Source organism: Mesorhizobium sp. ArgA1 (assembly GCF_053714375.1).
This window is the reverse complement of sequence record NZ_JBSKBQ010000011.1, coordinates 41,005-64,579: the sequence shown is the minus strand read 5'-3', so window position 1 is coordinate 64,579 and position 23,575 is coordinate 41,005. Positions and strand designations below refer to the sequence as shown.

Sequence of the window (23,575 nt, the reverse complement as noted above, 5' to 3'; positions counted from 1 at the left end):
GTTTCATAGAGGCGGCCTTAGATAGGGCCAATATGCCTGAATTCAGCGAAGCAAGAGAGTCAGGTTCTCTATTCCGCACCAGTGTTCGCTGAGCTTCGGGGAAGTTCTTACAGCTTGCATCAATACGAACGGGGCGCGCCAAATTTTCGGCGCCCGCTTGGCTATGGGAGCAGGGGCATGCCGACGCGTGAAGGGATCGACGTTTCGCACTATCAGAACGAGGCCGGTGGCGGCGGCGCCGGCGCCATAAAATGGACGCGGATCCGCAACGCAGGGGCCAAGTTCGCGTTCATAAAAATATCCGACAAGACCGGCAAGGATGCATTCGCGGTCCGCAATGTCGCCGATGCCAAGGCGGCAGGATTGCTGGTGGGGGGCTATCACTTCCTGCGCAACACCGCGCCCGGCGCCGACCAGGCGCATGCCTTTCTCAGCACGGTGTCGTTCGGCAGTGGCGACCTCATTCCCTCGCTCGACATCGAACTCATTCCCTCGACACCGGCGGCGCGGGCCGCCTATGTCCAGAAGGCGAAGGACTGGGTCGCCGCGGTGCGGTCCGCCCATGGTGGCCGCTGGCCGTTCATCTACACTCGCGCCAACATCTGGCAGGCGCTGGGCAACCCGAGCGGCTTTGGCAACTGTCCGCTCTGGCTTGCCCGCTACAGCTCGAGCCCGCCGCCGATACCGTCGGGCTTCACCAACTATGCGATCTGGCAATTCAGCGACTCGGGCAGCGTCGACGGGATCACCGGAAAGGTGGACGAGGACCACCTGGCGATGTCCTTCGCCGAGTTTCGCTCGCGCTACAGCCTGTGAGGGACGGCGATCCGGCGGGATCACTGGGGACGTAACTGTCGGGAGCCCTGGCTATGTTTCGTATCTTTGGTTTTGCGCTCGCTTTCGCTGCAACCGTCGGACCGGCTTTTGCCGAAGACGCCGCCGTTCCCAATGTCGGTCAATTGGGCACCGAGCTTGCCGCGCTCGCCGTGATCGTTCTGGTGGTGGAAAGCGCGCTCGCCACCATCTTCCAGTGGCGGCTGTACCGGATGCTGTTCAACAATCGCGCCGTGAAGACCCTGGTGATGGTCGCGGTGGGACTGACCGTCGTGCTCGGCTTCCACTACGACATCTTCGCCCGGCTGGTCGCACTGGTCACGTCCGGCAGCACGCCGGCCACCTGGAGCGGAAAGGTCTCGACCGGCCTGTCGGCGCTCATCATCGCCGGCGGCAGTGCGGGCGTGAACACCTTGCTGCAGCGGCTCGGCATACGCAGCCCCGTGCAGGCCGAACCCCAGCGGCCCGTTTTGAACAAGGATCAGGCCTGGATCTCCATCCGGGTAACGCGGAACACGGCGATCGGGCCGGTGCAGATCGCCGTGCGCGAGCTGGCCGATGACGCCAAGGCGCCGGCGACGCCCGCGTTGGCCGGCACCCTCGTTGAACGGACTTTCTGGGAAACGGTGCGGGAGGCGTTCATGGCCGACGCGATGCGGTTCCCGAGCTATGGCGGTCGCACGGTCACATCGGGGAAAACCTATGAGATCCTCGCCGTGGGGACGCGGCTGGTCCCGGTCAACGGTGTCAGCCAGAAAGAGGATTTCTCCGTCCCCGTCTACACAGGCGCCTTTGCCTCGCAGGCTATCGTCGACTTCAACGTCACCGTTTAACGTCACTCATTTGGGGCCTGTTGCGCAGTTGCTGACCAGGTAGCGCTGAGCGTGGAACGCAGGCGATTGCTGCTTGTGTCTTTGGAATTGGCGTCTAGTTTTCTGATTTTGGTGGCGGCTTGGCCCTGAGCGGCCGGATTGCAGGCGCAGCTATCCCGTGATGGCAGCCCATCGGCGCATGTTGAAGGCGATCGCCGCCATCGTGACCTGAGCAGTTGCCTTGGCTAGCCCGACATAGCGGATCATGGTCAGTCTCATGCGGTTCTTGAGCGTGGCGAAGGTGGTCTCCACTGCCGCCCGTCGCCTGGCGATCAACTGGTTGTAGTGCTTGAGCCGTGGCGATAGCGCATGGTGCTTGTTGGGACGGCGCGCGATGCGAGGCTTCTTGCCCTCGGCTTTGAGCCGGGCGCGGCGGGCATGGGTGTCATAGGCGGCGTCCGCCCACACCGTCTTCTCGTCGCCACAGATCAAGGCATCGGCTACCACCGTGTCGTTGACGTTGGCCGGCGTGGTGATCACCGTGCGGATCAGCCCGGAGCCCTCATCGACCCGACATGAGCCTTGTAGCCGAAGGTGAGACCCTTCTTGCCCTTGCGTGCGGTGACGCGGGCGTCCGCGTCCTGCGAGGCCCGTTCATTCGTCGGTGGCGCCGAGACCGCATTGATCAGCGTTGCGTCCAGCATCGTGCCGCGCCTGAGGATCACGCCGGCCTTCTCCAACTGCCGGTCCAACTCTGCGAACAGCTTCTCCATCAGCCCTTCGCCAACAAGCAGATTGCGAAACCGCGAAAGCACTGTGTGATCGGGAATGCTCTCCTCGAGACCAAGCCCGACAAAGCGCCGGAACGACAGCCGGTCACTGAGCGCCTCCTCCAGCTCGCGATCCGACAGCCCATAAAGCGATTGCAGCAACAGTGCCTTGAACAGCACCAGAGGCGGCCAGGCCGCACGTCCTGGCCCGCCATCGCGCAACGCCGCCAGCAGCTTCTCGAAACGGTACCACTTCACCAGACCTGACAATCGGTCGAGCGGCGAAGAGCCTCCCACCAGCTTACGGCCAAGAAAAGCCTCTGCCAGGCTCAACCGACCCGTCTGCTTCACTGCCATTGCGATTCCCTCCGAACTTCCGTCTCAGAGAATCACAACCAGCCAATTACGCAACAGGCCCATTTGGGGAGACAGCCATGACCACCGCCATGCAGGATGCGATGATCTGGATGAACAAGAATTTCGGTGCGGATATCGACGCTTCGGTCGCCGGCACGCCGATCACCAAGAATTTGCTGATCTCGATAGGCATTCAGGAAACCTTCTACATCTGGGCAAAGATGTACAAGACGGCAAAACCCGAAGAGGTGCTCGCCGTCTGCGTCGGCGATACGATCGATTTTCCCAAGCGTGCGTCCGCCTGGCCGAAAAACCGGGCCGACCTCGAAAGCCATGCCAGGGGCAAGGAAATGTTCAAGGTAGCCCGCGCCGCTTTGGTGCGCATCGCCGCGATCAATTCGGGTTATAAGACCGCGGCCACGAAACCGGACAAGTTCTGCCATGGCTTCGGCATGTTCCAGTACGACATCCAGTTCTTCGACGGGGACAAGGACTATTTCATCAACGAGAAGTGGGCGACCTGGAAAGGTACGCTCAGCCGCGGCATGTCGGAACTGACGGCACAGACCAAGGCGCTCTATGGCGCGGGCAAGAAAAGCTTGACGCATGATGAAAGCGTTTATGTCGCCATCGCCTATAATCAAGGCGCGAAGAAAACCAAGCACAACATGGACACCAGGAAATTCAAGCAGGGCTACAAGGATAATCTGGGTGTCTTCTATGGCGAGCACATCGACGCCAACCTGAAGGCCACGAAGGGGCTTTGGCCGTAATCCTCGCGTCAAGCGGCTTCGCGTTCGCCCTGCGCCGGCGAGTCCATCTCCAGGCGCCGGCCGTATTGCCGCGGCGAACAGCCCATGACGCGCTTGAACGCCGTGCTGAAGGCGCTTTCGGATTCATAGCCGAGCGACAGCACAATGACCGACACCGGATCGCCGGAATGCATCAGCCTGTCGCCGGCAAGCATCATGCGCCAGCGCGTCAGATAATCCAGCGGTGACGCCCCGACCGTCTGCTTGAATTTCAGCGCAAACGTCGACCGCGACATGCCGGCGCGCTCCGCCAGTTTCTGCAGCGTCCAGGCATGTGCCGGGTCTTCGTGCATGGCGCCGATCGCCGCGCCGATCTGCCTGTCGGTCAGCGCGAACAGCCAGCCGACGCTGTGCCGTGCTTCCATATGCAGGCGCAAGGCCTCGATCAGGATCATGTGGGCGAGATGCTCGACGATGAGAAAGCCGCCAGGTCGCCGCTGGCGCAATTCCTGCATCATCCGCTCCACCGGCCAGCGCAGCGCCGAATGGTCGCTCTCGGCGCGGATGTGAACGATGGGCGGCAGCATCCGCAACAGTATGCCGGCATGGTCGCCGGACAGCGCGAACCGGCTGCTGACCAGCAGGAAATCGCCGCCCCCATTGTGGGTGGTGATGCCTCCGGTGCGCGCCGGTGAGAAGATCGTGCTTGCATCGACCGTCGGCAGTGCGAGATCGCTGGCAAGACGGAAAGGCCGGCCGCGCGGCAAGAGGAAACAGTCCCCGACGTCCAGCCGCACCGCGTTGGCGACGCCCTCGACCGACAGCCAGCATCGGCCTGACACCACGGCACCGCATTTGATGGCGGCCTGCTGGTCGGGGAACTGGATCGCCCAGTCACCACCGGCTTCCAGCCCAGCCGACAGGTAATTGCGCGGCTTCAGCAGCGAAAGCACATCTGACAGCGGATCCATGAGCGTTCCCGGACGATTGCGAAGATATCTCGGACTTTACAGCATAGATCGTATGATCTCAACCAATTATCTCCTTCGGCAACGGGCCGCCTGCGCGGCCTTCGATAAAAGCCAAGGAGAAACCATCATGCGTGTGTTCGTTACCGGCGCCACCGGTTTTGTCGGTTCGGCGATTGTCCGCGAGTTGCTCGATGCGGGTCACAAAGTGCTCGGTCTCGCGCGCTCGGAAGCGGGTGCGAAGTCGATCGTCGCCGCGGGGGCCGAGGCGCATCGCGGCGATATCGACAGCCTGGACAGCCTGCGCAGTGCCGCCGGTCAAGCGGACGGCGTCATCCATACCGGCTTTAATCACGATTTTTCGAGATTCGCTGCCAGTTGCGCGGCGGACCAGCGCGCCATCGAAACGCTCGGCGCGGCGCTGGAAGGGTCCGAGCGGCCGCTGCTTGTCACCTCCGGGCTCGCCGGATTTGCGCAGGGAAGGCCAGCGACCGAAGACGACAAGCCCGCGGCTCCATCGGCCTCCATGCCGCGCGCTTCGGAAGCGACGGCCATGGCACTCGCTGCGCGCGGGGTGCGCGCATCGACGGTGCGGCTGGCGCCGACCGTCCATGGCGACGGCGACCATGGCTTCGTGCCGATGCTGATTGCCATTGCGCGTGAAAAGGGCGTCTCGGCCTATATCGGCGACGGCGTGAATCGTTGGGCGGCGGTGCACCGGGTCGACGCCGCCACGCTGTACAGGCTGGCACTGGAGAAGGGAGCCGGCGGCGCGAGCTATCACGCGGTTGCCGAACAGGGCGTGGCGACCAGGGAGATCGCCGAGACAATCGGCCGCCGCCTCAACCTGCCGGTCGTTTCCAAGAGCCAAGAGGAGGCGGCCGGGCATTTCGGTTTCCTCGGCCATTTCATCGGCAGGGATTTATCGGCCTCAAGCGAGCAGACCCGCACCATGCTGGAATGGTTGCCGGCCGGGCCGGGGCTCATCGCCGATCTCGACCGTGCCCGCTATTTCGAGAGCTGAACGGGATCAGGGTCAGTTGCGCTGCATGGCATTGACCGACAGCCAGGCGATCAGTGGCAGGGCGAGCAGAAGGGCCGCGCGCCCGCTGATCGTGCTCCGTTCATGTCGCCTCGCCGGAGCCGCAGCCAGGACTGCACGGTCGCGGCAAGAACAAACACGGCGTAGAGGCCGCCCGCAGCCCAGACGAGTTGCTCTCCCGTCACCGGAACGCCGGTCCGGTTCAGTGCCTCGCCGATGGCGGCTCCCGGTATCGCGACGAAGAAGGTCCCCGCGATAGCGATCAGGAAGCCGATCATCCCCCGGGGAAGGGTGTTGCCGACAACGCGACAACCACCGCCAGCAGGATGAGCGGGATGATGAATGCGCGCTGCGACAACTGTCGGGAAACTCCACCCATTGACGACTGAATAACAGCAAAGGCTTGGAAATCCGCTCGCGCCACTCCGTCTGGTGTGCGGCTCGTCGAGGGCGGCATTGATTATGTCCCACATATCGTCAACCGAACGTAGGATGAGCGGCCGATCTATGAAGGTCTCCATGTACCATCGCCCCAGGCGCCGGAAGAGACGTAACGGCGCCGACCGCGAGATGTCAGCCAAGGACTATTCCAATCACGAGGTGACCGCGCCGCAAACATAGGTGCGAGCAACCATCGCGCTTGGCTGACACTTCTATCCATTTGATTTGGCCGAACTATTTGCAACAGGCGTCGAAGCGGGAAGTTCCACGCAAAATTGCGGGCAAGACCGTTGCGTGTTTTCGATCGGACTTAGGTCCTACGGTATCCAGACTGAAGCCCAGTCCAGGGAACGTTTGAACTCGCTCGAGGTTGGCCTTTCGAGCACAGGGCATGGCGTCCTGCGCCAATCTCATGAAGGAGGAAACTATGAGAATGTATCTCACCGGCGCTGCCGCGACTCTTTTGTTGTTGGCTGGTATCGGCGCAGCCGCGGCGGAAGACATCATCATCCAGCCTGAACAGGAAACGGTGATCCGCACCTATGTGAAGAAGCAGCCGCTTGCTTCAGTGAAGATTCCCGGCGTGGAACTCAACATCGGTACAGCGCTGCCCGATACGGTCGAGCTTCACGAAATTCCCGACGTCAAGTATCGGTACACCGTGGTCGACAACCGCACGGTCATCGTCGATCCCAGCACTCACAAAATCATCAAGGTCTACGACTGACCACCTGCGGTTTCTTGGTCCGAGCCCGTTGCCTTCGTGGCGACGGGCTCTCACGTCAGATGGATAGACATCATGTTGAAAGCCGAGACTGGAAGATCCGACACCTTGGGGACCCGCATCGCCGACCTCAAGGCAAGGATGCTGGAAGCGCAGATTACAAAAGGCGAAATGCAGACTTTTCAGAAGGTCGCGGCCATCATGGAGTGCGGCCAGGGTCGCATTGATGGCGACGACCTGATTGCTGCATCGTTCCTTGCCGGAACATAGACCATCGCTCCCTGAGTGACCATTCGAGCGCGTAACCGTCGCGCGTGTCAGCCGTCGGGGTAGTTACGCGGATGCGCGCGCGATCTCCCGCACTTGGGCCCGGTTAGAGGTCGCCCCTCCTGACCTTGCCGTAAACGATGTTCCGGTTCGAGCCATAATATACCTGCGCTTCGAAAGAACTCCCGCCGAGGGCGGCATTGATGATGTCCCGCATATCGTCAGCCGAACGCAAGATGAGTGGCCAATCCATGAAGGTCTCCATGTAACCATCCGTCGTGATCTCGTCGCTGAAATTGGCAAACAGGAATTCGCCACCCGGCTTGACGAGTTCCATGGCTCTTTGCAGCAGGCGCACGCCGATGGCACGCGGCAGGTAATCGTAAAGCCCCGATGCGTAGACGAGATCGAATGTGCCAAGATCGTAGGCGCGGCGAAGAATGCCGCGTACAGAGCCGTGGATTGCCTCGACTGCCGTGCCGGCAAAGTCGTGGTTCACAGTGGCTACGCTGACGGGGTCCTGATCCAGGCCGATCCAACGGTGCAATTTACGCTTGGCCAACGCGTCGGAGCGTTCGGCTTCCCGCAGGTGGCCGCAGGCAATCGCCAGCACCTCCGCCTTTTCCACATTGCTGGCCGTCTCGTCCACCGTCCTGGCCAGAATATCCCGCCGCTCGCGCCCCGCCACCGAACTGGCAGCTTCACTGGTGTACGCGTAAATTTGCCGACCAAGCGAGGTCGATGAAGCCACGATATCGGCGGCAGTGGGATGTTTGTAGTAAATGTCCAGCAGGCCTGCGTCGCCAGAATACCCACGAGGTTTTTCGACCGACCAACGTGTGAACGGGTCCTGGATCAAATATTCCGCGACGCGGTGCTGCTGAGCCAACGGGACGAGTTTCTGCCAGACCGCGGGGGCAACCTGCCGGCGGAGCTTATGGAGTCTGCCTGCCAGGCGGTGGACGGTGAGGGCGGCCGGTTTGCGCCGCACGAAGGCCTGATGAGCAAGATCCAGTATCAATGCGAGCTGGACCGCGCTGTTCCTCAACTCGTCGGAGTCGGCCCTCTCTTCAGAGCTAGCAGCATGTTTTTTCATCAGTCTGGTGGTGACGAGGCTGTATTCGTCGAGCTGCAATTTTGGGTCGATAGGCATGCCGTTTACCCTCTGGTTTGCCCCCCGGCCCACGTCAAACAGCACAGGTGTGGCGCTGCATGACGCAAACTATTTTAATAAAACTTTAGTAAAACTTTAGTAAAACTTTAGCCAATTGAGCGGTCGTCCGCCTCCTGAACCGGCTAAATCCGAACCGCCTGTTTACCGTCGGTTAGCGACATCCGACTTTTCTTGCGGACAGTGGTGCCTTCATTGTCCGATGGCGGGCGACCTCGGCTATTGCATTCGCTACTGCAGATCGCGGAGGAGCGTTGCAATGCAACTGAGTGAGGACGTTGCCCAGAAGGTGGCGGCTGCAATTGCACGCCCGCGGTGGCATTCGGCCGATCCGGAACTCCTGGCACTGTTCCTGCAGAAAGATGCCGATAAAAATCGCAGTCTCGTGCGATGGGGAATTGCGGCTGCCGTATTCAGCTATGTGGCCTATGGCCTCTTCGATTGGTTTCTTTTTCCGGATATCGCGGATCGGCTTCTTTTGACCCGCATTATGCTAGGGGTCACTTCCCTGGCGCTCGTCGAATTTGTCGCCCGGCGAGGCTTCGCCCTTGCCACCTTGCACCTTGTAGCAGCACTGGCGATTGTCTCCGGTGCCCTTGGATGGCTCGTATCCGCTAGTGGAACAGAGCATCAGGATGCCCTCTCCCATTTCATGGTTTTTGGCACCGTATTCATCCTGGGTGCGAACTTGTTCTTCAACTTCCGGTTCTGGCTTTCGGCCATAGCCTCCGCGACGGTCGCTGCGAGCTTTGTATGCGCCGCGATGTTCTCCCTTCAGGCCGACATGGCGGGCCGGGTTGTGCTGTCGGCCTATTTCGTGAACTGCCTGGTGCTGTCGCTTTACCTTTCCTGGCGACTGAGCCTGGAGCGGTACCAGACGTTCCTGCACGCACTTCGGGCACAGATTCAGGAGCAGGCTGCTATCCAGAAGGGGCAGAAGCTAACCGAAATCGCGGATACCGATCCGCTCACGGGAATGAAAAACCGAAGAGCGATCATTCGAGAATTCTCGGAGCTGCGCGAAGACTGGGTCGCGGACGACGACGAGATAGGCCTTATTCTGATCGACGTGGACTACTTTAAAAGGTTCAATGACGGACTTGGTCATCAGGCCGGCGACGATTGTCTGATCAAACTCGCTCACGTCCTTTCCGAGATGGCGGCTTCGAACGACGCCGTCGCGGCCCGCTATGGCGGAGAAGAATTCGTCATTCTCTGCAAGGTCACCGGACGGGCTCACCTTCATGAAATAACGCAGCAATTTTGTCGGGCTGTGGAGGATTTGGAGATCTACCACCCCGATCGGGGCGACAAGCTCAACATTGTCACGATCAGTGCCGGAGCCTCGTTGACGCGCCCCGATCAGAGCATAGAACTTAGAATCCTGCTGCAGGAAGCTGACCGCGCACTCTATGCGTCCAAGTTTGCTGGTCGGGCTACGTTCACAATTTACGACCCGCACGCCACCGGCCGGGATCGCTCCGGCGAAAATCTTTCAGAACTGCTGAAGCTGGCGGTTTCCAGCCAACTCGTTTCTGTCGCCTACCAGCCAATTTGCGACCTGGCGTCTGGACGAGTGCTCGGCCACGAGACCCTGATGCGGGTATGTGACTTCGACGGCACCATGATCAGTCCGTCCGTATTCATACCCGTTGCCGAACAAACCGGAGCGATAGTGGAACTGGGTACGTGGCTGATCGATCGAGCCTGCGGTGACATGGCGGAATACGGATTGGGCTCGGTCGTGACCGTGAACGTATCTGTTCTTCAGCTCAAGGTTCCCAACTTTTCACTCCGGATCACCGAAATCCTCAGTCGGCATGGCCTTGCGCCACAGAAACTGGCCATCGAAATCACCGAAGGCAGTGACATCTTTCTGGAGGCGCAAGCGGTAAGAAACGTGGAGCGGCTGCGAAAATTGGGCGTTCAGATCTGGCTGGACGACTTCGGAACGGGATTTGCTGGCCTTACATGGCTCCGCCGTTTCAAATTCGACGTGGTCAAAATTGATCGCAGCTTCCTCCACGATTGCCAGACGTCTCGTGGCTTGAGCCTGTTGCGGGACATGGTCGGACTGCTTCGCAATCTCGGTCATGTCGTGCTCGCCGAGGGCGTTGAAACCGAAGAGCAATACATGTTGCTGCAGCGCCTGGGGGTGCATTTGATGCAGGGCTTCCTCACCGGGCATCCGGTCCCGATCGAAGAAGTAAACCAAATCAGGCAAGGCCTCGTTGCCTAGAGCACGTCATCGTTTCACGGAACGGCGAAATGCCCTATCTCTTTGATTTCACCCACTTTCGGGCGGAAAACCGTTTCACACTTTTCCTGAAATTGCTCCAGTAGCCGCCAATCGAAGATCGGCACGACGATTTAACGGGAATTTTCCCATGGCGGGAAGAAGTTTCCGCCGGGAAGTGCCACCACAACAAACGCTTCCCTCGGAAAGCTCCGCGACCGCTTTGCCACCCATGCGCCCGCGGTGGAATGGGATCTGAAGCCAAAGCTGAAATGCGAAGTTTGCCAGTCGAAAGATGTCGGCCTGATCTACCCGCCGGATTCAGCCAAGGTGTCCGCCATGGCCAGAACCTGTATTCGAAGGCGAAGGAAACCCAGTTCTGGCTGCTCGCTTATGAGCAGATGAGCACACGCGGGACCAACTTCTTTGACCGATGGATGGCCGAACACCTGCCGAACGCATAACGGACGATCCTGTCGCTGTGAGCGACCTCGTAGACGAGATCGAGGCAATGCTTCACCGCGATGGCAGCTTGGCGGACTGACGCCACGGGCCCGCCCTGCTCGCTATGGCGCGGCCAGTGTAAATCCATTTAAAATTTTAGGAAAATCCTTAAAAATCATTAACCACGTCGGTGGAAAAGCGATGCCATATTAGAAACTCAAAATGTAGCTGCACGTAATATTAGATGGCAGCCGGCATGGTTGGGGCTGCCTCAAGCGCAACGACAAACAGGAGAGTGTTATGGCTTCGATCAGCAAAACGTTCACCAGCATGTTGGCAGGTGGCGCAGTGATTTTCATCCTTTCGATGCCGGCAATGGCCGACAGTGGGATTGGTGTCGGCGCGGGCGCTTCGATTGGCGGCAGCGGCGGCGTCAATGCAGGCGCAGGCGCATCCATCGGTGGAAGCGGTGGTGTAAACGCCGGCCTTGGCGCATCAGTGGGCGGGTCTAACGGTGTTAATGCTGGTGCGGGCGTTTCGGTTGGAGGCGAAAACGGTGTCGGCGCTGGCGCAGGAGCCACGGTCGGCGGGGCGAGCGGAGTTACCGCTGGTCTGGGCGCTAACGTTGGCGGTGCTGGCGGCATCGGCGCTGGCGCCGGTGTCGGCATAGGCAATGGCATTAACGTTGGCGCTGGGGTCGGCGTCGGAGGGACTGTCCCCGGCACGCTTGGCACCCCCGGTACACCTGGAACGGTGACGCCCGATATACCAGGAGTTGTTGCACAGATGTCGACCAGTCAGATTAGCCGGATGAAGAAGCGCTGTGCGGATGTGCTTAGCAATGGCGGCAGCTACGACGCTGACTTGCGTCAACTCTGCTTGCTGATCTCGCGCCGCTAAGCGATCTAACCGGAACGGGTAGGGCAACAGGCAGGAGGCCAATGGCACTCTCCGGCCCCCAGCCCGTCAGAAAGCCCACCGCTCACGCGGTGGGCTTTTTGGCTCCCAGTCTGGGCTGCGCCTAAATGTGAACCTAGTCCAGCGGCCCGAGCTTAGCCGCTAACCGTCTTAGAATTTCATCGCCACGCCTACGCGGAAGTCGTGGGTCTGCAGCGTGTGTTCAAGCGTGCATCCCCCGCCGCAATATTCTAGCGACTTCTTGCCGGGGTGGGAAAAAGCCGGCGTCCCAAAGGGGGTTTGGGGTGGGTAAGCGCGGGACGCCGGCACTGGTAGGTCGGGGCCTACCGATAGGCCAGGCTAATGTAGGTTACGCTGATGCATATGGTGTGATCGCGTAAGTCATGGTCCTGGTGGCGTCACCGGCCCGGTCCCGCTCCACTGGATGAATTCGGCCCGCTTGCCGGTGATGGTCTCGATTGACTTCAACAGCGGCTCATGGACCTCACGAAGCGCGCGGTAGTGCTCGCTGTGGTACGCCAGGAGTGGACCGACGATGCTCTTGTGCAGCGCCTCCGCCGCGACGAGGAAGCGCTCGATTTGAGCCTCTGAAAGCTGTTTTGCAGGTTTGGTTCTTGCCATGGTAGCGAACTCCGTTTTGAGGGGATCGCCGCAACGGGACAATATTCCTACACCCCGACCAGGCTGGCAATCAAGCCGTGGCCCTACCTCACAGGAAGCAATATAGAGCCACGCGCCGCAATTCGGTGGATCGGGCACTCAGCATAGCGACGGCAGGCCACGCCCAGCCCAGGAACCGACCGCAACCTACGGTCACCCGGTGAGCATCCACGCTAACAGTGCTCGCGAGTGGAAGCCGACCTTCGAGAGAGGGCTTAGGGACTTCAGTCTTAGTTGAGCTATCGCTAATATGCCTGTAGCTTGGGCAGCGGGGGAAAAACAAATACCAAACTGTCCGCGGTAGTGTCGCGCATGTTTCCCCGCATCGTCGGAAGGCTGGCCGAAGTGCTCTCAACTGTATTGCGGGAAAAGCTGGTTTGCGAATGCGGTCGCACCGGGTATTTGAAACTACGAGAAGACAATCAGCCTCTCAGTGGCGCATGGGAATCCTACAGTTTGGAGGGTTTCAATGGCGGCAGCCTGACGGTCACCAGTTCGGGAAATATTCCGGGCGACAAGTTGGCCTATCTCCATCCTTTGTGCCCTCAATGCAGTCGGTGGGGCAAGGTGAAGTATGCCAGCCGTGCCTGAGCATGCCTATGCTATCCGACCTAGCTTCAGTCTCACCCCGGCGCCGCCGCCGTTTGGGGTCGGGTGGTGTGGAGATTTCCACGTTTCTCCCAGACGGTTTCAGGCGTGGACACCAGCCTACTTTGTCAACCCCAGGGTCTCGGCTAAGCCCGCACCCAAATACGCAATGAGGATCGCTCCCAGTGGTGGGATCGAACCGAGGACAACGAGCCAGAAGACGTACCAGAAGATCTTGACGACCAGCATTCGCTAACCCTTGTTGACGACCACCAGCTTCGGTCTCGCGCCACCCGAGTTATGCCCAACCGTAGATCGTCTCCCATGTGAGGCCACTTTCGCGCAGTGGGAAATGAAACCAGCTTGCCCTAGTGTTACAGGGAACCCAGCGAGCGCGCTAATGCACATCGACGTTGTCGCCGTATAGGTCACGCTGGAGCATCAGCCGTTCGAAATGCAGCCATTCGGAATAGGCCATCAGGAGATCAGTGCGGCTAATAGTCCGCGCTGCCTCTACTGGCTCAGGTGCCCCGATGGCGGCAGCGGCGACGACAACAGGCGCCGAAGCAACGGCGCGGATGAGCACGGCCCGGCGAGAGAAACGGCCTTTGAACCAAGCGGCCGGCGAGTCAGAAAAGCTGGTCATTTCCAGTCCTCCTCTAAGTTGCAGTCCATTGGGAACCGCATTGGGAAGGAGACATGCGCAGCCAGCCGTTTCGCAGCTAATTCAATGCCTTATCGACAGAATATGGCGGAGAGGGAGGGATTCGAACCCCCGATGGGCTTGCACCCATGCCGCATTTCGAGTGCGGTGCATTCGACCACTCTGCCACCTCTCCGCGGTCATGGTCGGCCGTTGCCGGCGCGGCGCACTAGATAACGGCTGGGCGGGCAGGTTACAAGGCCAAATCCGCGGGGAAATTCAGTTGCTGTGGGGGCTCTGCCGGGAGAGCTGTGTTACGGCCGCGTCGACAGGCGAGGCCGACCAACCTTCGACCGCAGGGATCGGCCGCGACAAGCAGCCAGCATGGCTAAGGAATCCGGCCGTTTGCCTTGACTTCACCCGAACCTTCGGTTAGGGGAAGCGCGCAATCGGCGTGGAGGGTTCTTCCGCGCCGCTTGTTTTTTGAACCCGCAGACTGACAAAAAGACGGCCGAACCGCGTAAGGCGGTTCATCAAGGCCGACCGAACAGCGAAAGGCAAAAAATGTTCGCAGTCATTAAAACGGGCGGTAAGCAGTATCGCGTTGCCGCCAACGATCTCCTGAAGATCGAAAAACTCGAAGCCAATATTGGCGATATCGTCGAAATCGGCAGCGTTCTCGCGCATGGCGAGGGCGAGAATGTCACCTTCGGCGCTCCGTTCGTCGATGGCGCTCTGGTCACGGCGGAAGTCGTCGAGCAGGGCAAGAACCGCACCGTCATCGCTTTCAAGAAGCGCCGCCGGCAGAATTCGCGCCGCAAGATCGGCCACCGCCAGCTTCTGACCACCGTGCGGATCGCCGAGATTCTGCTGGGTGGCGCCAAGCCTTCCAAGAAGGCCGCCGCCAAGGCTGAGGCAAAGGCTGAAGTCGCCGCCGAGGCGAAGACCGAGGCCGCGCCGAAGGAAGCCAAGGCCAAGAAGGAAGCCAAGGCTGAGGCTGCCCCGAAGGCGGAAGCCAAGGCTGAGACCGCTGTCGCTGCGCCGCTGTTCAAGGCGCCGAAGGGCGAGCCGGACGATTTGACCGTGATCAAGGGCATCGGCCCGGTCGCCGCCAAGGATCTGGCCGAGCAGGGCATCATCACCTTCGCGCAGCTGGCCAAGCTGACCGACAAGGATGTCGCCAAGATCGACGAGCACATGCCCTTCAGCGCCGACCAGATCAAGGACTGGCGCGAGCAGGCCAAGGAACTGGCGAAGAAGTAATTTTCCGGCGACGAAGCTCGCCGGTAGAGACTTGAAACGGAACGCGAACGCGTTCATAAGACCATTCAAGCGTCCTCAGGGCGCATCGGAGTTAGTTAGATGGCACACAAGAAAGCTGGCGGCTCGTCGCGCAACGGTCGCGACTCGCATTCCAAGCGTCTGGGCGTGAAGAAGTTCGGCGGCGAAGCCGTCATCCCGGGCAACATCATCGTCCGTCAACGCGGCACCACCTGGCATCCCGGCGTCAATGTCGGCATGGGCACGGACCACACCCTTTTTGCGCTCGAGACCGGCGCAGTCACCTTCAACAAAAAAGCCAACGGCCGAACCTACGTATCGGTCAATCCGATTACCAAAGCCGCGGAGTAGCCGGTTCCGCACTATAAAACCGGCGCCCATCTCGGGAACCGGTGTCTGGAAGCCAAAAGGTTTGGCAAATCCAGGAAAGGATCAGGGGAGATGGGTTTTCCATCTCCCCTTTTTTCTTGCCTGGAGGACTGAAAATGGTTGCCGAAGCGGAAGACACCGAAGACGAAAGTTACGCGATAGACTGCCCGACGCTGGCCACGGAGCGGCTGGTGATGCGGGCGCCCTGCGAAGCCGATATCGCGCAACTGGTCGAGCTTGCCGACAACCGTCATGTCGCCGAAATGCTGGCCCGCATGCCGCATCCCTATGGCGAGGCCGAGGCGCGCGCCTTCCTGGCCATGACGCGGTCGCGCAGGGCAGGCATTGCCTATGCGCTGACGCTGGCCGGCACCGACACGTTCGTCGGCTGCGCCGGGCTCAACATGACCGATCGCGGGCTGGAACTCGGCTACTGGATCGGCGAGCCCTACTGGAAGCGCGGCTATGCGACGGAGGCCGCGCATGCGCTGGTCGACCTCGCCTTCCAGCGGACCTCGACGCAGGTGCTGCAGGCCTCGACCAGGGTCATCAATCCGGCCTCGCGCAGGGTCATCCACAAGTGCGGCTTCCAGTATGCGGGCCAGGGCATGCTGAACTCGATCGTCGCCGGCCAGGTGCCGGTCGAGCGGTATAGGCTGGATCGCAAGACGTGGATCAGCCTCCGCAACTGGGTCCACTTCTAGGTGGGTCGGTATTCAGGTGAGGCCGGCCTGCAAACGCTGGTTTTCTGCGCTTCCGGTGCTCACGTACTTGAGTACGCTCCGCTCCGGTTCTCAGAAGCTACCATTCTCGACGCGGCCTGACCTGAATCTCGACCCACCTGGGCGCGTGCCCGCGAGGCCAGAAGGTCCGTGAAGTCGTGGCTCAGCCCATCTCGACCCAGACGGGCAAATGGTCCGAGCCGACGGCTTTCTGGTCGACCCACAGGCGCTTCAGCGAGCCGGCGAGCGAGGCTGAGGTGAAGATGTAGTCGATGCGTTTGTGGCGGCCTGTGTCCTCGGGCCGGTTGGGGTCGACCCAGGTGACGAGATCCGATGCATCGAGGCGCTGGGCGACATCGACGGCGAGATCGGCGGTCAGCGGCATGCCGAACTCGTGGTCCGGTCGGCCGACGAGTTCGACATACTCCGAGGAGCCGGGCAGCATGTTGAAGTCGCCCATGACGATGAAGGCTTCGGGATAGGGCAGGTCAGGCAGGCCGATCTCGGGAATGCCGGAGAGACCGCCGCCCTCGAGGGCATAGTTCAACAGGCGCTGGCGCAGAAAACGGATCTGGCTGGCGCGCTCAACCGGACTGCGATGGTCGAGGTGGGTGGAATAGAAGCGGACGAAGCCGAGCGGGGTCTCGATCAGCGCCTCGAGCGCGCCGCGCTGGAAGTTCATCGCCTCCAGGCTGCGGCTGCGCGGCAAAAGCAGATTGCGCGACAGCTGGATGGGCGTCTTCGACAGCACCATGTTGCCGAGCTGGAAGGTTGTGGTGATGGCGCGGCCTTCCTCCAGGCGCGAACCGACATTGACTTCGAAATTGCTGCCATAGGCGGCAAAATACTCAGGCAGCGCTTCGCCGATCTCGGTCACCATGTCGCGGTTGCCGTTCCTCGGGTTGTTGCGGGTCACTTCCTGCAGGGCAATCACGTCGGCGCCGCGCACCGCGTCGGTGATGCGGCCGAGATCGTAGCGGGCATCGAGCCCGATGCCGTACTGGATGTTATAGGTGACAACCTTCATTCCCGCCCCCCTCACGCTCCGTCCCGCGACCATAGCTACTGCGTCCCCGGCAAAAGGGCATCAGGCGCTTTAGTCGCAAATCGGCCTCGCCCTTCGGTCCGCCTTGGTTTAGAGCAAGGCGCAAGGTCAGAGCAAAGCCGCAAGGCCAACGGCAGAAACTGCGTAGTCCAATGAAATTTCTCGATCAAGCCAAGGTCTATATCCGCTCCGGTGACGGCGGCGCCGGTTCGGTGTCGTTCCGGCGCGAAAAGTTCATCGAGTTCGGCGGCCCGGACGGCGGCGACGGCGGCCGCGGCGGCGATGTATGGCTGGAAGCCGTCAACGGGCTGAACACGCTGATCGACTATCGCTACCAGCAGCATTTCAAGGCCAAGACCGGCGTCCATGGTATGGGCCGCAACATGACCGGCGCCAAGGGCGCCGATGTGACGCTGAAAGTGCCGGCCGGAACCCAGGTGTTTGCCGAGGACAATGAGACGCTGATCTGCGACCTGACCGTGGTCGGCCAGCGCTATTTGCTCGCCAAGGGCGGCAATGGCGGTTTCGGCAACCAGCATTTCAAGACCTCGACCAACCAAGCGCCGCGGCGCGCCAATCCCGGCCTGCCCGGAGAAGAGATGAGTGTCTGGTTGCGGCTCAAGCTGATTGCGGATGCCGGCCTCGTCGGCCTGCCCAATGCCGGCAAGTCGACCTTCCTGGCGGCGGTGACCGCGGCCAAGCCGAAGATCGCCGACTACCCCTTCACCACGCTGCATCCCGGCCTCGGCGTTGCCCGCATCGATGCACGCGAATTCGTCATCGCCGACATTCCGGGCCTGATCGAAGGCGCGCATGAAGGTGTGGGCATCGGCGACCGTTTCCTCGGCCATGTCGAGCGCACGCGGGTGCTTCTGCACCTGGTCTCGGCGCAGGAAGAGAACCCGGGCAAGGCCTACAAGACCGTGCGAGCCGAGCTCGAAGCGTACGGCAACGGGCTGACCGATAAGGTCGAGATCGTGGCGCTCAGCCAGGTCGACATCCTTGACGCCGATGAGCGCAAGAAGAAAGCCGCGTCGCTGAAGCGCGCCGCCGGCCGCGCGCCGATGCTGTTGTCGGCGGTCACCGGCGAAGGCGTCGAAGCGGTGCTGCGCGCGCTGATGGCGGTGGTTGGCGAAGCGCGCGACAGGGCTACGGCCCCCGTCGAGACCCGCTGGAATTCATAACGATGACAGCGCAGTCGCTGACAAAATACCGGCGCATCACGGTCAAGGTTGGTTCGGCCTTGCTGGTCGACCGCACCAGCGGGCTCAAGCGCGACTGGCTGGCTTCGCTTGCCGAAGACATTGCGGTGCTGGCCAATGGCGGCGCCGAGATTCTCGTCGTGTCGTCCGGCGCCATTGCGCTCGGCCGCACCATTCTGGGGCTCGGCAAGAGGGCGTTGAAGCTCGAAGAGAGCCAGGCGGCAGCGGCTGTCGGGCAGATTGCGCTGGCCGGCGCATGGTCGGATGCGCTGGGCAAGGGCGCGCTGAAATCGGGCCAGATTCTGCTGACGCTTGGCGACACCGAAGAGCGCCGCCGCTACCTCAATGCCCGCGCGACGATCTCGACGCTGCTCAAGATGAAGGCGGTGCCGGTCATCAACGAGAACGACACGGTGGCGACCTCCGAAATCCGCTATGGCGACAATGACAGGCTGGCGGCGCGGGTGGCGACGATGATGGGCGCCGACCTGCTTGTGCTTCTCTCCGACATTGACGGGCTTTATACGGCACCGCCGGCGCGAGACCCGCAGGCGAAATTCATTCCGGTGGTCGACCGCATCACGCCCGATATCGAGGCGATGGCGGGGGCTGCCGCGTCCGAACTGTCGCGTGGCGGCATGCGCACCAAGCTCGACGCCGGCAAGATCGCGACTGCCGCCGGCACCGCCATGATCATCACCTCCGGCACCAGGCTGTCGCCGCTGATGGCGATCGAGCGCGGCGAGCGTGCGACCTTCTTCAAGCCGAGCGCCAATCCCGTGAAGGGCTACAAGACCTGGATCGCCGGCCAGCTCGAACCGGCTGGGCGGTTGACCGTCGATGCCGGCGCCATCGGTGCGTTGCTCTCCGGCAAGTCGCTGCTGCCGGCCGGCGTCAGGCTGGTCAGCGGCAATTTCTCGCGCGGCGATACGGTGGCGATACTCTCGCCCGAGGGCCGCGAGATCGCGCGCGGGCTGGTTGCCTATGATGCCGCCGATGCCGTCAGGATCGCAGGCCTGAAGACCGCCGAGATCGAAACCGTGCTCGGCTACGAGGCGCGCTCGGCAATGATCCACAGGGATGACCTTGTCGTGAGCGGCGCTGCGGACTGAGGGGCGCTACTTCTCGGGTTCAGGCGGCCATTTGGGTGGGTGACGGTATCGATCCTCGACGTCCTGCTGCATCTTCAAAAGCTCGCTGCAACTTCCCAACTGTCCTTCAATGACAGCCTTAGCACGTTTGTCCATTTCGGCTTGGGGCAGGTCGGCTCCGTCGGCGATCAGATCGTGCATTACGGAGTCGGCCATCTTTGCGTCTGTCGCATTTTCCTCGTCCATCTTTTTCTTGAATTCTACCTCGAGCCTCGCACGCGGCCCACATCCGTGGCCCTCCTCAACAATAACGTAGATCCGGGAAAGCGATGTCGGTGGCGCGCCGCAATAGCGCTCGGCGAGCACAATGGCCATCATCGAACCTACCATAGTCATGGCCTTGCCATCCGGGCTCTCGCCGGGTTCGATCTTGTCGTCGCAATAATCGGCGGCGCGAACGCCTGTCGGCAAGAGCATCGCGCCAAGCGCAACGAGGATTATGGCTCTGTTCATTCTGCCCCCTCAACCTTGCAGCCATTGCCGCGAAGGCCAGCCGCGTGTAAATCCACCAGGCTTCACCGGAGCGGTCAGATGCTGAACAAATTTCAAGGCGATGATGTAGTCAGTTTGATGGCCGATATCGGCTGCCGCGCCCGCGCTGCCGCTCGACCGCTGGCCATCGCCACCACCGCCGCCAAGAATGCCGCGCTCATCGCTATGGCGAATGCTATCGTCGCCCGTGAGCAGGAAATCGTCGAGGCCAATGCCATCGATGTCTCGAACGGCCACGAATCCGGGCTTTCCGGCTCCTTTATGGACCGGCTGAAGCTCGATTCGGCGCGCATCCGCGCCATCGCCGACGGCATCCGGGAAATCGCGGCACTCGCCGATCCGGTCGGCGATGTCATCGCCGCCTGGGATCGCCCCAACGGCCTGCAGATCGAGCGCGTGCGCACGCCGCTCGGTGTCGTCGGCGTTATCTATGAGAGCCGGCCGAACGTGACGGCGGATGCCGGGGCGCTCTGCCTCAAGGCCGGCAATCCGGTGATTTTGCGCGGCGGTTCGGATTCGCTCAATTCATCCGCTGCCATCCATGCCTGCCTGGTCGAAGGGCTCAAGGTCGCCGGCCTGCCGGAAGATGCGATCCAGCTGGTGCCGACCACCGACCGCGCCGCTGTCGGCGAAATGCTGAAGGGGCTCTCCGGCAATCTCGACGTCATCATTCCACGCGGCGGCAAAAGCCTGGTCGGTCGGGTGCAGAGCGAGGCGCGGGTGCCGGTATTCGCTCATCTCGAAGGCATCTGCCATCTCTATATCGACCGCTCGGCCGATCTCGACATGGCGGTGAAGATCGCCGTCAACGCCAAGATGCGCCGCACGGGCGTCTGCGGCGCCGCCGAGACGCTGCTGGTCGACCGCGCCGTCGCGTCCACCCATCTGGTGCCAATCCTCGACGCGCTGCGTGCCGCCGGCTGCGAGATCCATGCCGATCTCGAAGTGATGAAGCTGTTCTTCGACGCCAAACCGGCGACGGACGCCGACTGGGTGACCGAATATCTCGACGCCATCATCGCAGTGAAGCTGGTCGACGGCATCGCCGGCGCCATCAACCATATCGAAACGTTCTCCTCGCATCACACAGAGGCGATCATTGCCGAGGATGCGAAGGCGGTGGACCGCTTCTTCAGCGAGATCGATTCGGCGATCCTCCTGCACAATGCCTCGACCCAGTTCGCCGATGGCGGCGAGTTCGGCATGGGCGCCGAGATCGGCATCGCCACCGGCAAGATGCACGCGCGCGGGCCGGTCGGCGTTGAGCAGCTGACCTCGTTCAAATACCGCGTGCGCGGGTCGGGACAGGTGAGGCCTTGATGCCGGTCGTTCACAAGGCCTGAAGCTTGCATCCAGGCACCCCCCTCTGTCCTGCCGGACATCTCCCCCGCAAGGGGGGAGATCAGATGTCTTTACGGCTTTCGCCAATCTCCGGCGTGGGAAGAAGCGCGTTATCGATGGAACTGCCAATCTCCCCCCCTGCGGGGGAGATGTCCGGCAGGACAGAGGGGGGTGCCTAGCGCGATGCTATCCACGTCGGCGCCTGCCATCCCCGTCCCCTATCTCCGCATGCCGCACGCCGAAAAGGGCCTCGCCGTCGGCCTGTTCGGCGGCTCGTTCAACCCGCCGCATGCCGGCCATGCGCTGGTGGCCGAGATTGCGCTCAGGCGTCTGGCGCTTGACCAGCTGTGGTGGATGGTAACGCCGGGCAATCCGCTGAAGAACACGCGTGAACTGGCACCGCTCAGTCACCGCCTGGCCCGGTCGGAGCAGATCGCCAAGAACCCGAAGATCAAGGTCACTGCCTTCGAGGCGGCGCACCATATCCGCTTCACCGCCGACACGCTGGCTCTGGTCAAGGCGCGCAATCCCGGCGTCGATTTCGTCTGGATCATGGGCGCCGACTCACTTCGCGATTTCCATCGCTGGCAGCGCTGGCGCCAGATCGTCATGACCTTCCCGATCGCCGTCATCGACCGCCCGGGAGCGACGCTGTCCTTCCTGTCCTCCGTGGTCGCCAAGACCTTCGACTATGCCCGCGTCGACGAGGGCGACGCTCCAAGGCTTGCCCGCATGAAAGCGCCGGCCTGGACTTTTATTCACGGCCCGCGCTCGTCGCTGTCGTCGAGCGCCATTCGCAGGCAAGCGAAGGGGTAAGGGCTGATTTCCCCTTCCCCCCTTGTGGGGGAAGGTGTCGCCGTAGGCGACGGATGAGGGGTGTTCCAGGGAACGCCGACGCCTCACTCCGCTGGAACACCCCTCATCCGTCTCGGCGCTGTCGCGCCGATCCACCTTCTCCCACAAGGGGAGAAGGGGGAAACCGCCCATGTCGCTTTTACGGCGGCCTTTCAACGTCGGCTGAGCGATGCTGCGCTGATATGGCCACTCCAGTGAATCACACTCACATCGACCCGCAGCACGGCGCCCCGCCGGCGCCGCTGATTGCCATTGCCAGTGTCGTTGTGTCGATGGCGCTGATCGCGGTCGGCAACGGCCTTATGTTCGCCTACATCCCGGTTCGACTCGGTGTCGAACGTTTCGATCCGACCTGGGCCGGGCTGATCATCACCGGCCTGTCGGCCGGCGGCCTTGCCGGCTGCATCCTGACCGGACCTCTCGTCAGAAGGGTCGGGCATGCCCGCGCCTTCATGGTGTTGTCGGCGCTGATTGCGCTGTCCAATGCCGCCATCGGAGCCGGCACCTATCCGCTCTTGTGGATTGCGGCGCGCGCTCTTTATGGTTTTGCCATATGCGGCCTGTTCATCGTTGCCCAGAGCTGGCTCAACGATGCCGTCGCCAATGCTATCAGAGGCCGGGTGATGGCGGTGTTCTACGTCGCTTATGTCGCCGGCCTCGGCGTCGGCTATGCTCTGCTCGCGGCGGTCGATATCGCGACGGCCGAAGCGCCGCTGATCGGCATTGCCTTCACCGCGCTGTCGATCTTGCCGGTCGGCATGACGCGGCTCGCCCAGCCGCCACCGCCGCAGGCCGCGTCCGTGGCGCTCGGCCGCGCCTGGCGGATTTCGCCGGTGGGGGTGGCCGGCATGCTTGCGGTTGGCGGGCTATCGATGGCGATCTCGGGATTCGCGCCGATCCACGCCACGGCCAAGGGCTACAGCCAGGCCGATGTCGCGCTGCTGCTCTCGGCGATGCCGGTCGGCACGCTGATCCTCCAAATACCGCTCGGCTGGATCTCTGACCGTACCGACCGCCGCTACGTGCTCGCAGGTGCTGCAGCACTCGCCATCGTCGCCGGCTTGCTGGCCATCGGCTTCGATGGCGGCGCGCTGGCGGTGCTGGTGGTGATCTATGTGATCTGGGACGGCGCTTCGGAATCGATCTATTCGCTGGCCAGCGCGCATGCCGCCGATCGCGCCGGCAAGGACGACATGGTGGCACTGTCGAGTTCGCTGCTGTTTGCCTGGTCGCTGTCGGGTTTCATTGTGCCGGGCATCGTGACGGCCCTGTCGGCCGTCTATGGAACGCAGGCCTTCATCTATGTGGCCATCGTCATCGCCACCGTGTTTTGCCTGTTCGTGCTGTGGCGGGTAGCGACGACGCGCGCCGTCCCCGCGACGGAGACCGGCAGTTTCGCGCCGATGTCGGCACAGGCGCCGTTGCCGGTGGAACTCGCTTACGCCCCGGAAGAGCAGCGCTAAAGCAATTTCAGGAAAAGTGTGAAGCGG

The 23,575-nt window shown here is 61.8% G+C and carries 24 protein-coding genes, 1 tRNA gene and 1 pseudogene; 17 read left to right on the top strand and 9 right to left on the bottom strand.

Going from position 1 to position 23,575, the window contains the following annotated elements; translation table 11 throughout:
• Positions 1-177 precede the first annotated feature (177 nt).
• Both ACWGTI_RS22065 and ACWGTI_RS22060 read left to right on the top strand, forming a co-directional pair.
• Positions 178-816: a glycoside hydrolase family 25 protein gene (locus ACWGTI_RS22065; RefSeq protein WP_454589065.1), complete on the top strand. Its 639-nt coding sequence runs from the start codon at positions 178-180 to the stop codon at positions 814-816.
• A 53-nt stretch (positions 817-869) separates the two neighbouring features.
• Positions 870-1,667 carry a hypothetical protein gene (locus ACWGTI_RS22060; RefSeq protein WP_454589064.1) on the top strand — a complete coding sequence of 266 codons (798 nt, stop codon included), beginning with the start codon at positions 870-872 and terminating at the stop codon, positions 1,665-1,667.
• A 150-nt stretch (positions 1,668-1,817) separates the two neighbouring features.
• Here the strand turns inward: ACWGTI_RS22060 and ACWGTI_RS22055 are convergent.
• Positions 1,818-2,773, bottom strand: a pseudogene (locus tag ACWGTI_RS22055) (IS5 family transposase).
• A gap of 77 nt (positions 2,774-2,850) precedes the next feature.
• Between ACWGTI_RS22055 and ACWGTI_RS22050 the strand changes: the two are divergent.
• Entirely contained in the window at positions 2,851-3,546 is a 696-nt protein-coding gene (locus ACWGTI_RS22050) for a hypothetical protein (protein WP_454589063.1), read from the top strand.
• An 8-nt stretch (positions 3,547-3,554) separates the two neighbouring features.
• On the opposite strand, the gene ACWGTI_RS22045 is transcribed toward ACWGTI_RS22050, so the two are convergent.
• On the bottom strand, positions 3,555-4,496 hold the full coding sequence (locus ACWGTI_RS22045; protein WP_454589062.1) for an AraC family transcriptional regulator: 942 nt from the start codon (positions 4,494-4,496) through the stop codon (positions 3,555-3,557).
• Positions 4,497-4,623: 127 nt separating this feature from the next.
• Here ACWGTI_RS22045 and ACWGTI_RS22040 point away from each other — a divergent pair, with 127 nt between their 5' ends.
• The gene (locus ACWGTI_RS22040; protein ID WP_454589061.1) at positions 4,624-5,517 is read left to right on the top strand and encodes an SDR family oxidoreductase; all 894 of its coding nucleotides are present in this window, start codon (positions 4,624-4,626) and stop codon (positions 5,515-5,517) included.
• A gap of 50 nt (positions 5,518-5,567) precedes the next feature.
• Here ACWGTI_RS22040 and ACWGTI_RS22035 read toward each other — a convergent pair whose 3' ends face one another.
• Entirely contained in the window at positions 5,568-6,056 is a 489-nt protein-coding gene (locus tag ACWGTI_RS22035) for a hypothetical protein (protein ID WP_454589060.1), read from the bottom strand.
• Positions 6,057-6,403: 347 nt separating this feature from the next.
• Between ACWGTI_RS22035 and ACWGTI_RS22030 the strand changes: the two genes are divergently transcribed.
• Positions 6,404-6,703 (top strand): DUF1236 domain-containing protein, encoded by a 300-nt coding sequence (locus tag ACWGTI_RS22030; RefSeq protein WP_454589059.1) that lies wholly within the window; start codon positions 6,404-6,406, stop codon positions 6,701-6,703.
• A 72-nt stretch (positions 6,704-6,775) separates the two neighbouring features.
• Positions 6,776-6,970 carry a hypothetical protein gene (locus ACWGTI_RS22025; protein ID WP_454589058.1) on the top strand — a complete coding sequence of 65 codons (195 nt, stop codon included), beginning with the start codon at positions 6,776-6,778 and terminating at the stop codon, positions 6,968-6,970.
• Between the two features lie 103 nt (positions 6,971-7,073).
• Here ACWGTI_RS22025 and ACWGTI_RS22020 read toward each other — a convergent pair whose 3' ends face one another.
• Entirely contained in the window at positions 7,074-8,120 is a 1,047-nt protein-coding gene (locus ACWGTI_RS22020) for a class I SAM-dependent methyltransferase (RefSeq protein WP_454589057.1), read from the bottom strand.
• Positions 8,121-8,397: 277 nt separating this feature from the next.
• On the opposite strand from ACWGTI_RS22020, the gene ACWGTI_RS22015 reads away from it, so the two are divergent.
• Together ACWGTI_RS22015 and ACWGTI_RS22010 are read left to right on the top strand one after the other, a co-directional pair.
• Positions 8,398-10,377, top strand: a complete 1,980-nt coding sequence (locus ACWGTI_RS22015) for a putative bifunctional diguanylate cyclase/phosphodiesterase (RefSeq protein ID WP_454589056.1) — start codon at positions 8,398-8,400, stop codon at positions 10,375-10,377.
• A 741-nt stretch (positions 10,378-11,118) separates the two neighbouring features.
• Positions 11,119-11,718: a hypothetical protein gene (locus tag ACWGTI_RS22010; protein ID WP_454589055.1), complete on the top strand. Its 600-nt coding sequence runs from the start codon at positions 11,119-11,121 to the stop codon at positions 11,716-11,718.
• Between the two features lie 399 nt (positions 11,719-12,117).
• On the opposite strand, the gene ACWGTI_RS22005 is transcribed toward ACWGTI_RS22010, so the two are convergent.
• Positions 12,118-12,357: a hypothetical protein gene (locus tag ACWGTI_RS22005; protein ID WP_454589054.1), complete on the bottom strand. Its 240-nt coding sequence runs from the start codon at positions 12,355-12,357 to the stop codon at positions 12,118-12,120.
• Positions 12,358-12,708: 351 nt separating this feature from the next.
• Between ACWGTI_RS22005 and ACWGTI_RS22000 the strand changes: the two genes are divergently transcribed.
• The gene (locus ACWGTI_RS22000; RefSeq protein ID WP_454589053.1) at positions 12,709-12,987 is read left to right on the top strand and encodes a hypothetical protein; all 279 of its coding nucleotides are present in this window, start codon (positions 12,709-12,711) and stop codon (positions 12,985-12,987) included.
• 394 nt (positions 12,988-13,381) lie between these two features.
• Here ACWGTI_RS22000 and ACWGTI_RS21995 read toward each other — a convergent pair whose 3' ends face one another.
• Together ACWGTI_RS21995 and ACWGTI_RS21990 are read right to left on the bottom strand one after the other, a co-directional pair.
• On the bottom strand, positions 13,382-13,630 hold the full coding sequence (locus ACWGTI_RS21995) for a hypothetical protein (RefSeq protein WP_454589052.1): 249 nt from the start codon (positions 13,628-13,630) through the stop codon (positions 13,382-13,384).
• Between the two features lie 103 nt (positions 13,631-13,733).
• Positions 13,734-13,823, bottom strand: a tRNA-Ser gene (locus ACWGTI_RS21990).
• Between the two features lie 368 nt (positions 13,824-14,191).
• Here ACWGTI_RS21990 and ACWGTI_RS21985 point away from each other — a divergent pair.
• From ACWGTI_RS21985 to ACWGTI_RS21975, 3 genes are all read left to right on the top strand, one after another.
• The gene (locus ACWGTI_RS21985) at positions 14,192-14,890 is read left to right on the top strand and encodes a 50S ribosomal protein L21 (protein ID WP_454589051.1); all 699 of its coding nucleotides are present in this window, start codon (positions 14,192-14,194) and stop codon (positions 14,888-14,890) included.
• Positions 14,891-14,989: 99 nt separating this feature from the next.
• Positions 14,990-15,259, top strand: coding sequence for a 50S ribosomal protein L27 (rpmA, locus tag ACWGTI_RS21980; protein WP_454589050.1), 270 nt, complete (start codon positions 14,990-14,992; stop codon positions 15,257-15,259).
• A gap of 134 nt (positions 15,260-15,393) precedes the next feature.
• Positions 15,394-15,981 carry a GNAT family N-acetyltransferase gene (locus ACWGTI_RS21975; protein WP_454572915.1) on the top strand — a complete coding sequence of 196 codons (588 nt, stop codon included), beginning with the start codon at positions 15,394-15,396 and terminating at the stop codon, positions 15,979-15,981.
• A 181-nt stretch (positions 15,982-16,162) separates the two neighbouring features.
• Here ACWGTI_RS21975 and ACWGTI_RS21970 read toward each other — a convergent pair whose 3' ends face one another.
• Positions 16,163-17,026 (bottom strand): endonuclease/exonuclease/phosphatase family protein, encoded by an 864-nt coding sequence (locus ACWGTI_RS21970; protein ID WP_454589049.1) that lies wholly within the window; start codon positions 17,024-17,026, stop codon positions 16,163-16,165.
• Between the two features lie 170 nt (positions 17,027-17,196).
• Here ACWGTI_RS21970 and obgE point away from each other — a divergent pair, with 170 nt between their 5' ends.
• Both obgE and proB read left to right on the top strand, forming a co-directional pair.
• A complete protein-coding gene (gene obgE, locus ACWGTI_RS21965) occupies positions 17,197-18,228 on the top strand; it encodes a GTPase ObgE (RefSeq protein ID WP_454589048.1) in 1,032 nt (343 codons plus the stop codon).
• Between the two features lie 2 nt (positions 18,229-18,230).
• Positions 18,231-19,358, top strand: a complete 1,128-nt coding sequence (proB, locus tag ACWGTI_RS21960; protein ID WP_454589047.1) for a glutamate 5-kinase — start codon at positions 18,231-18,233, stop codon at positions 19,356-19,358.
• A gap of 6 nt (positions 19,359-19,364) precedes the next feature.
• Here the strand turns inward: proB and ACWGTI_RS21955 are convergent, their stop codons facing one another.
• On the bottom strand, positions 19,365-19,850 hold the full coding sequence (locus ACWGTI_RS21955; RefSeq protein WP_454589046.1) for a hypothetical protein: 486 nt from the start codon (positions 19,848-19,850) through the stop codon (positions 19,365-19,367).
• A 78-nt stretch (positions 19,851-19,928) separates the two neighbouring features.
• On the opposite strand from ACWGTI_RS21955, the gene ACWGTI_RS21950 reads away from it, so the two are divergent.
• The 3 genes from ACWGTI_RS21950 to ACWGTI_RS21940 all read left to right on the top strand — a co-directional run bounded on the left by ACWGTI_RS21950 (position 19,929) and on the right by ACWGTI_RS21940 (position 23,548).
• Positions 19,929-21,209: a glutamate-5-semialdehyde dehydrogenase gene (locus tag ACWGTI_RS21950; protein ID WP_454589045.1), complete on the top strand. Its 1,281-nt coding sequence runs from the start codon at positions 19,929-19,931 to the stop codon at positions 21,207-21,209.
• 204 nt (positions 21,210-21,413) lie between these two features.
• Complete coding sequence (locus ACWGTI_RS21945; protein ID WP_454589044.1) at positions 21,414-22,046, top strand: nicotinate-nucleotide adenylyltransferase; 633 nt, start codon at positions 21,414-21,416, stop codon at positions 22,044-22,046.
• Positions 22,047-22,267: 221 nt separating this feature from the next.
• On the top strand, positions 22,268-23,548 hold the full coding sequence (locus ACWGTI_RS21940; protein ID WP_454589043.1) for an MFS transporter: 1,281 nt from the start codon (positions 22,268-22,270) through the stop codon (positions 23,546-23,548).
• Positions 23,549-23,575: the final 27 nt, after the last annotated feature.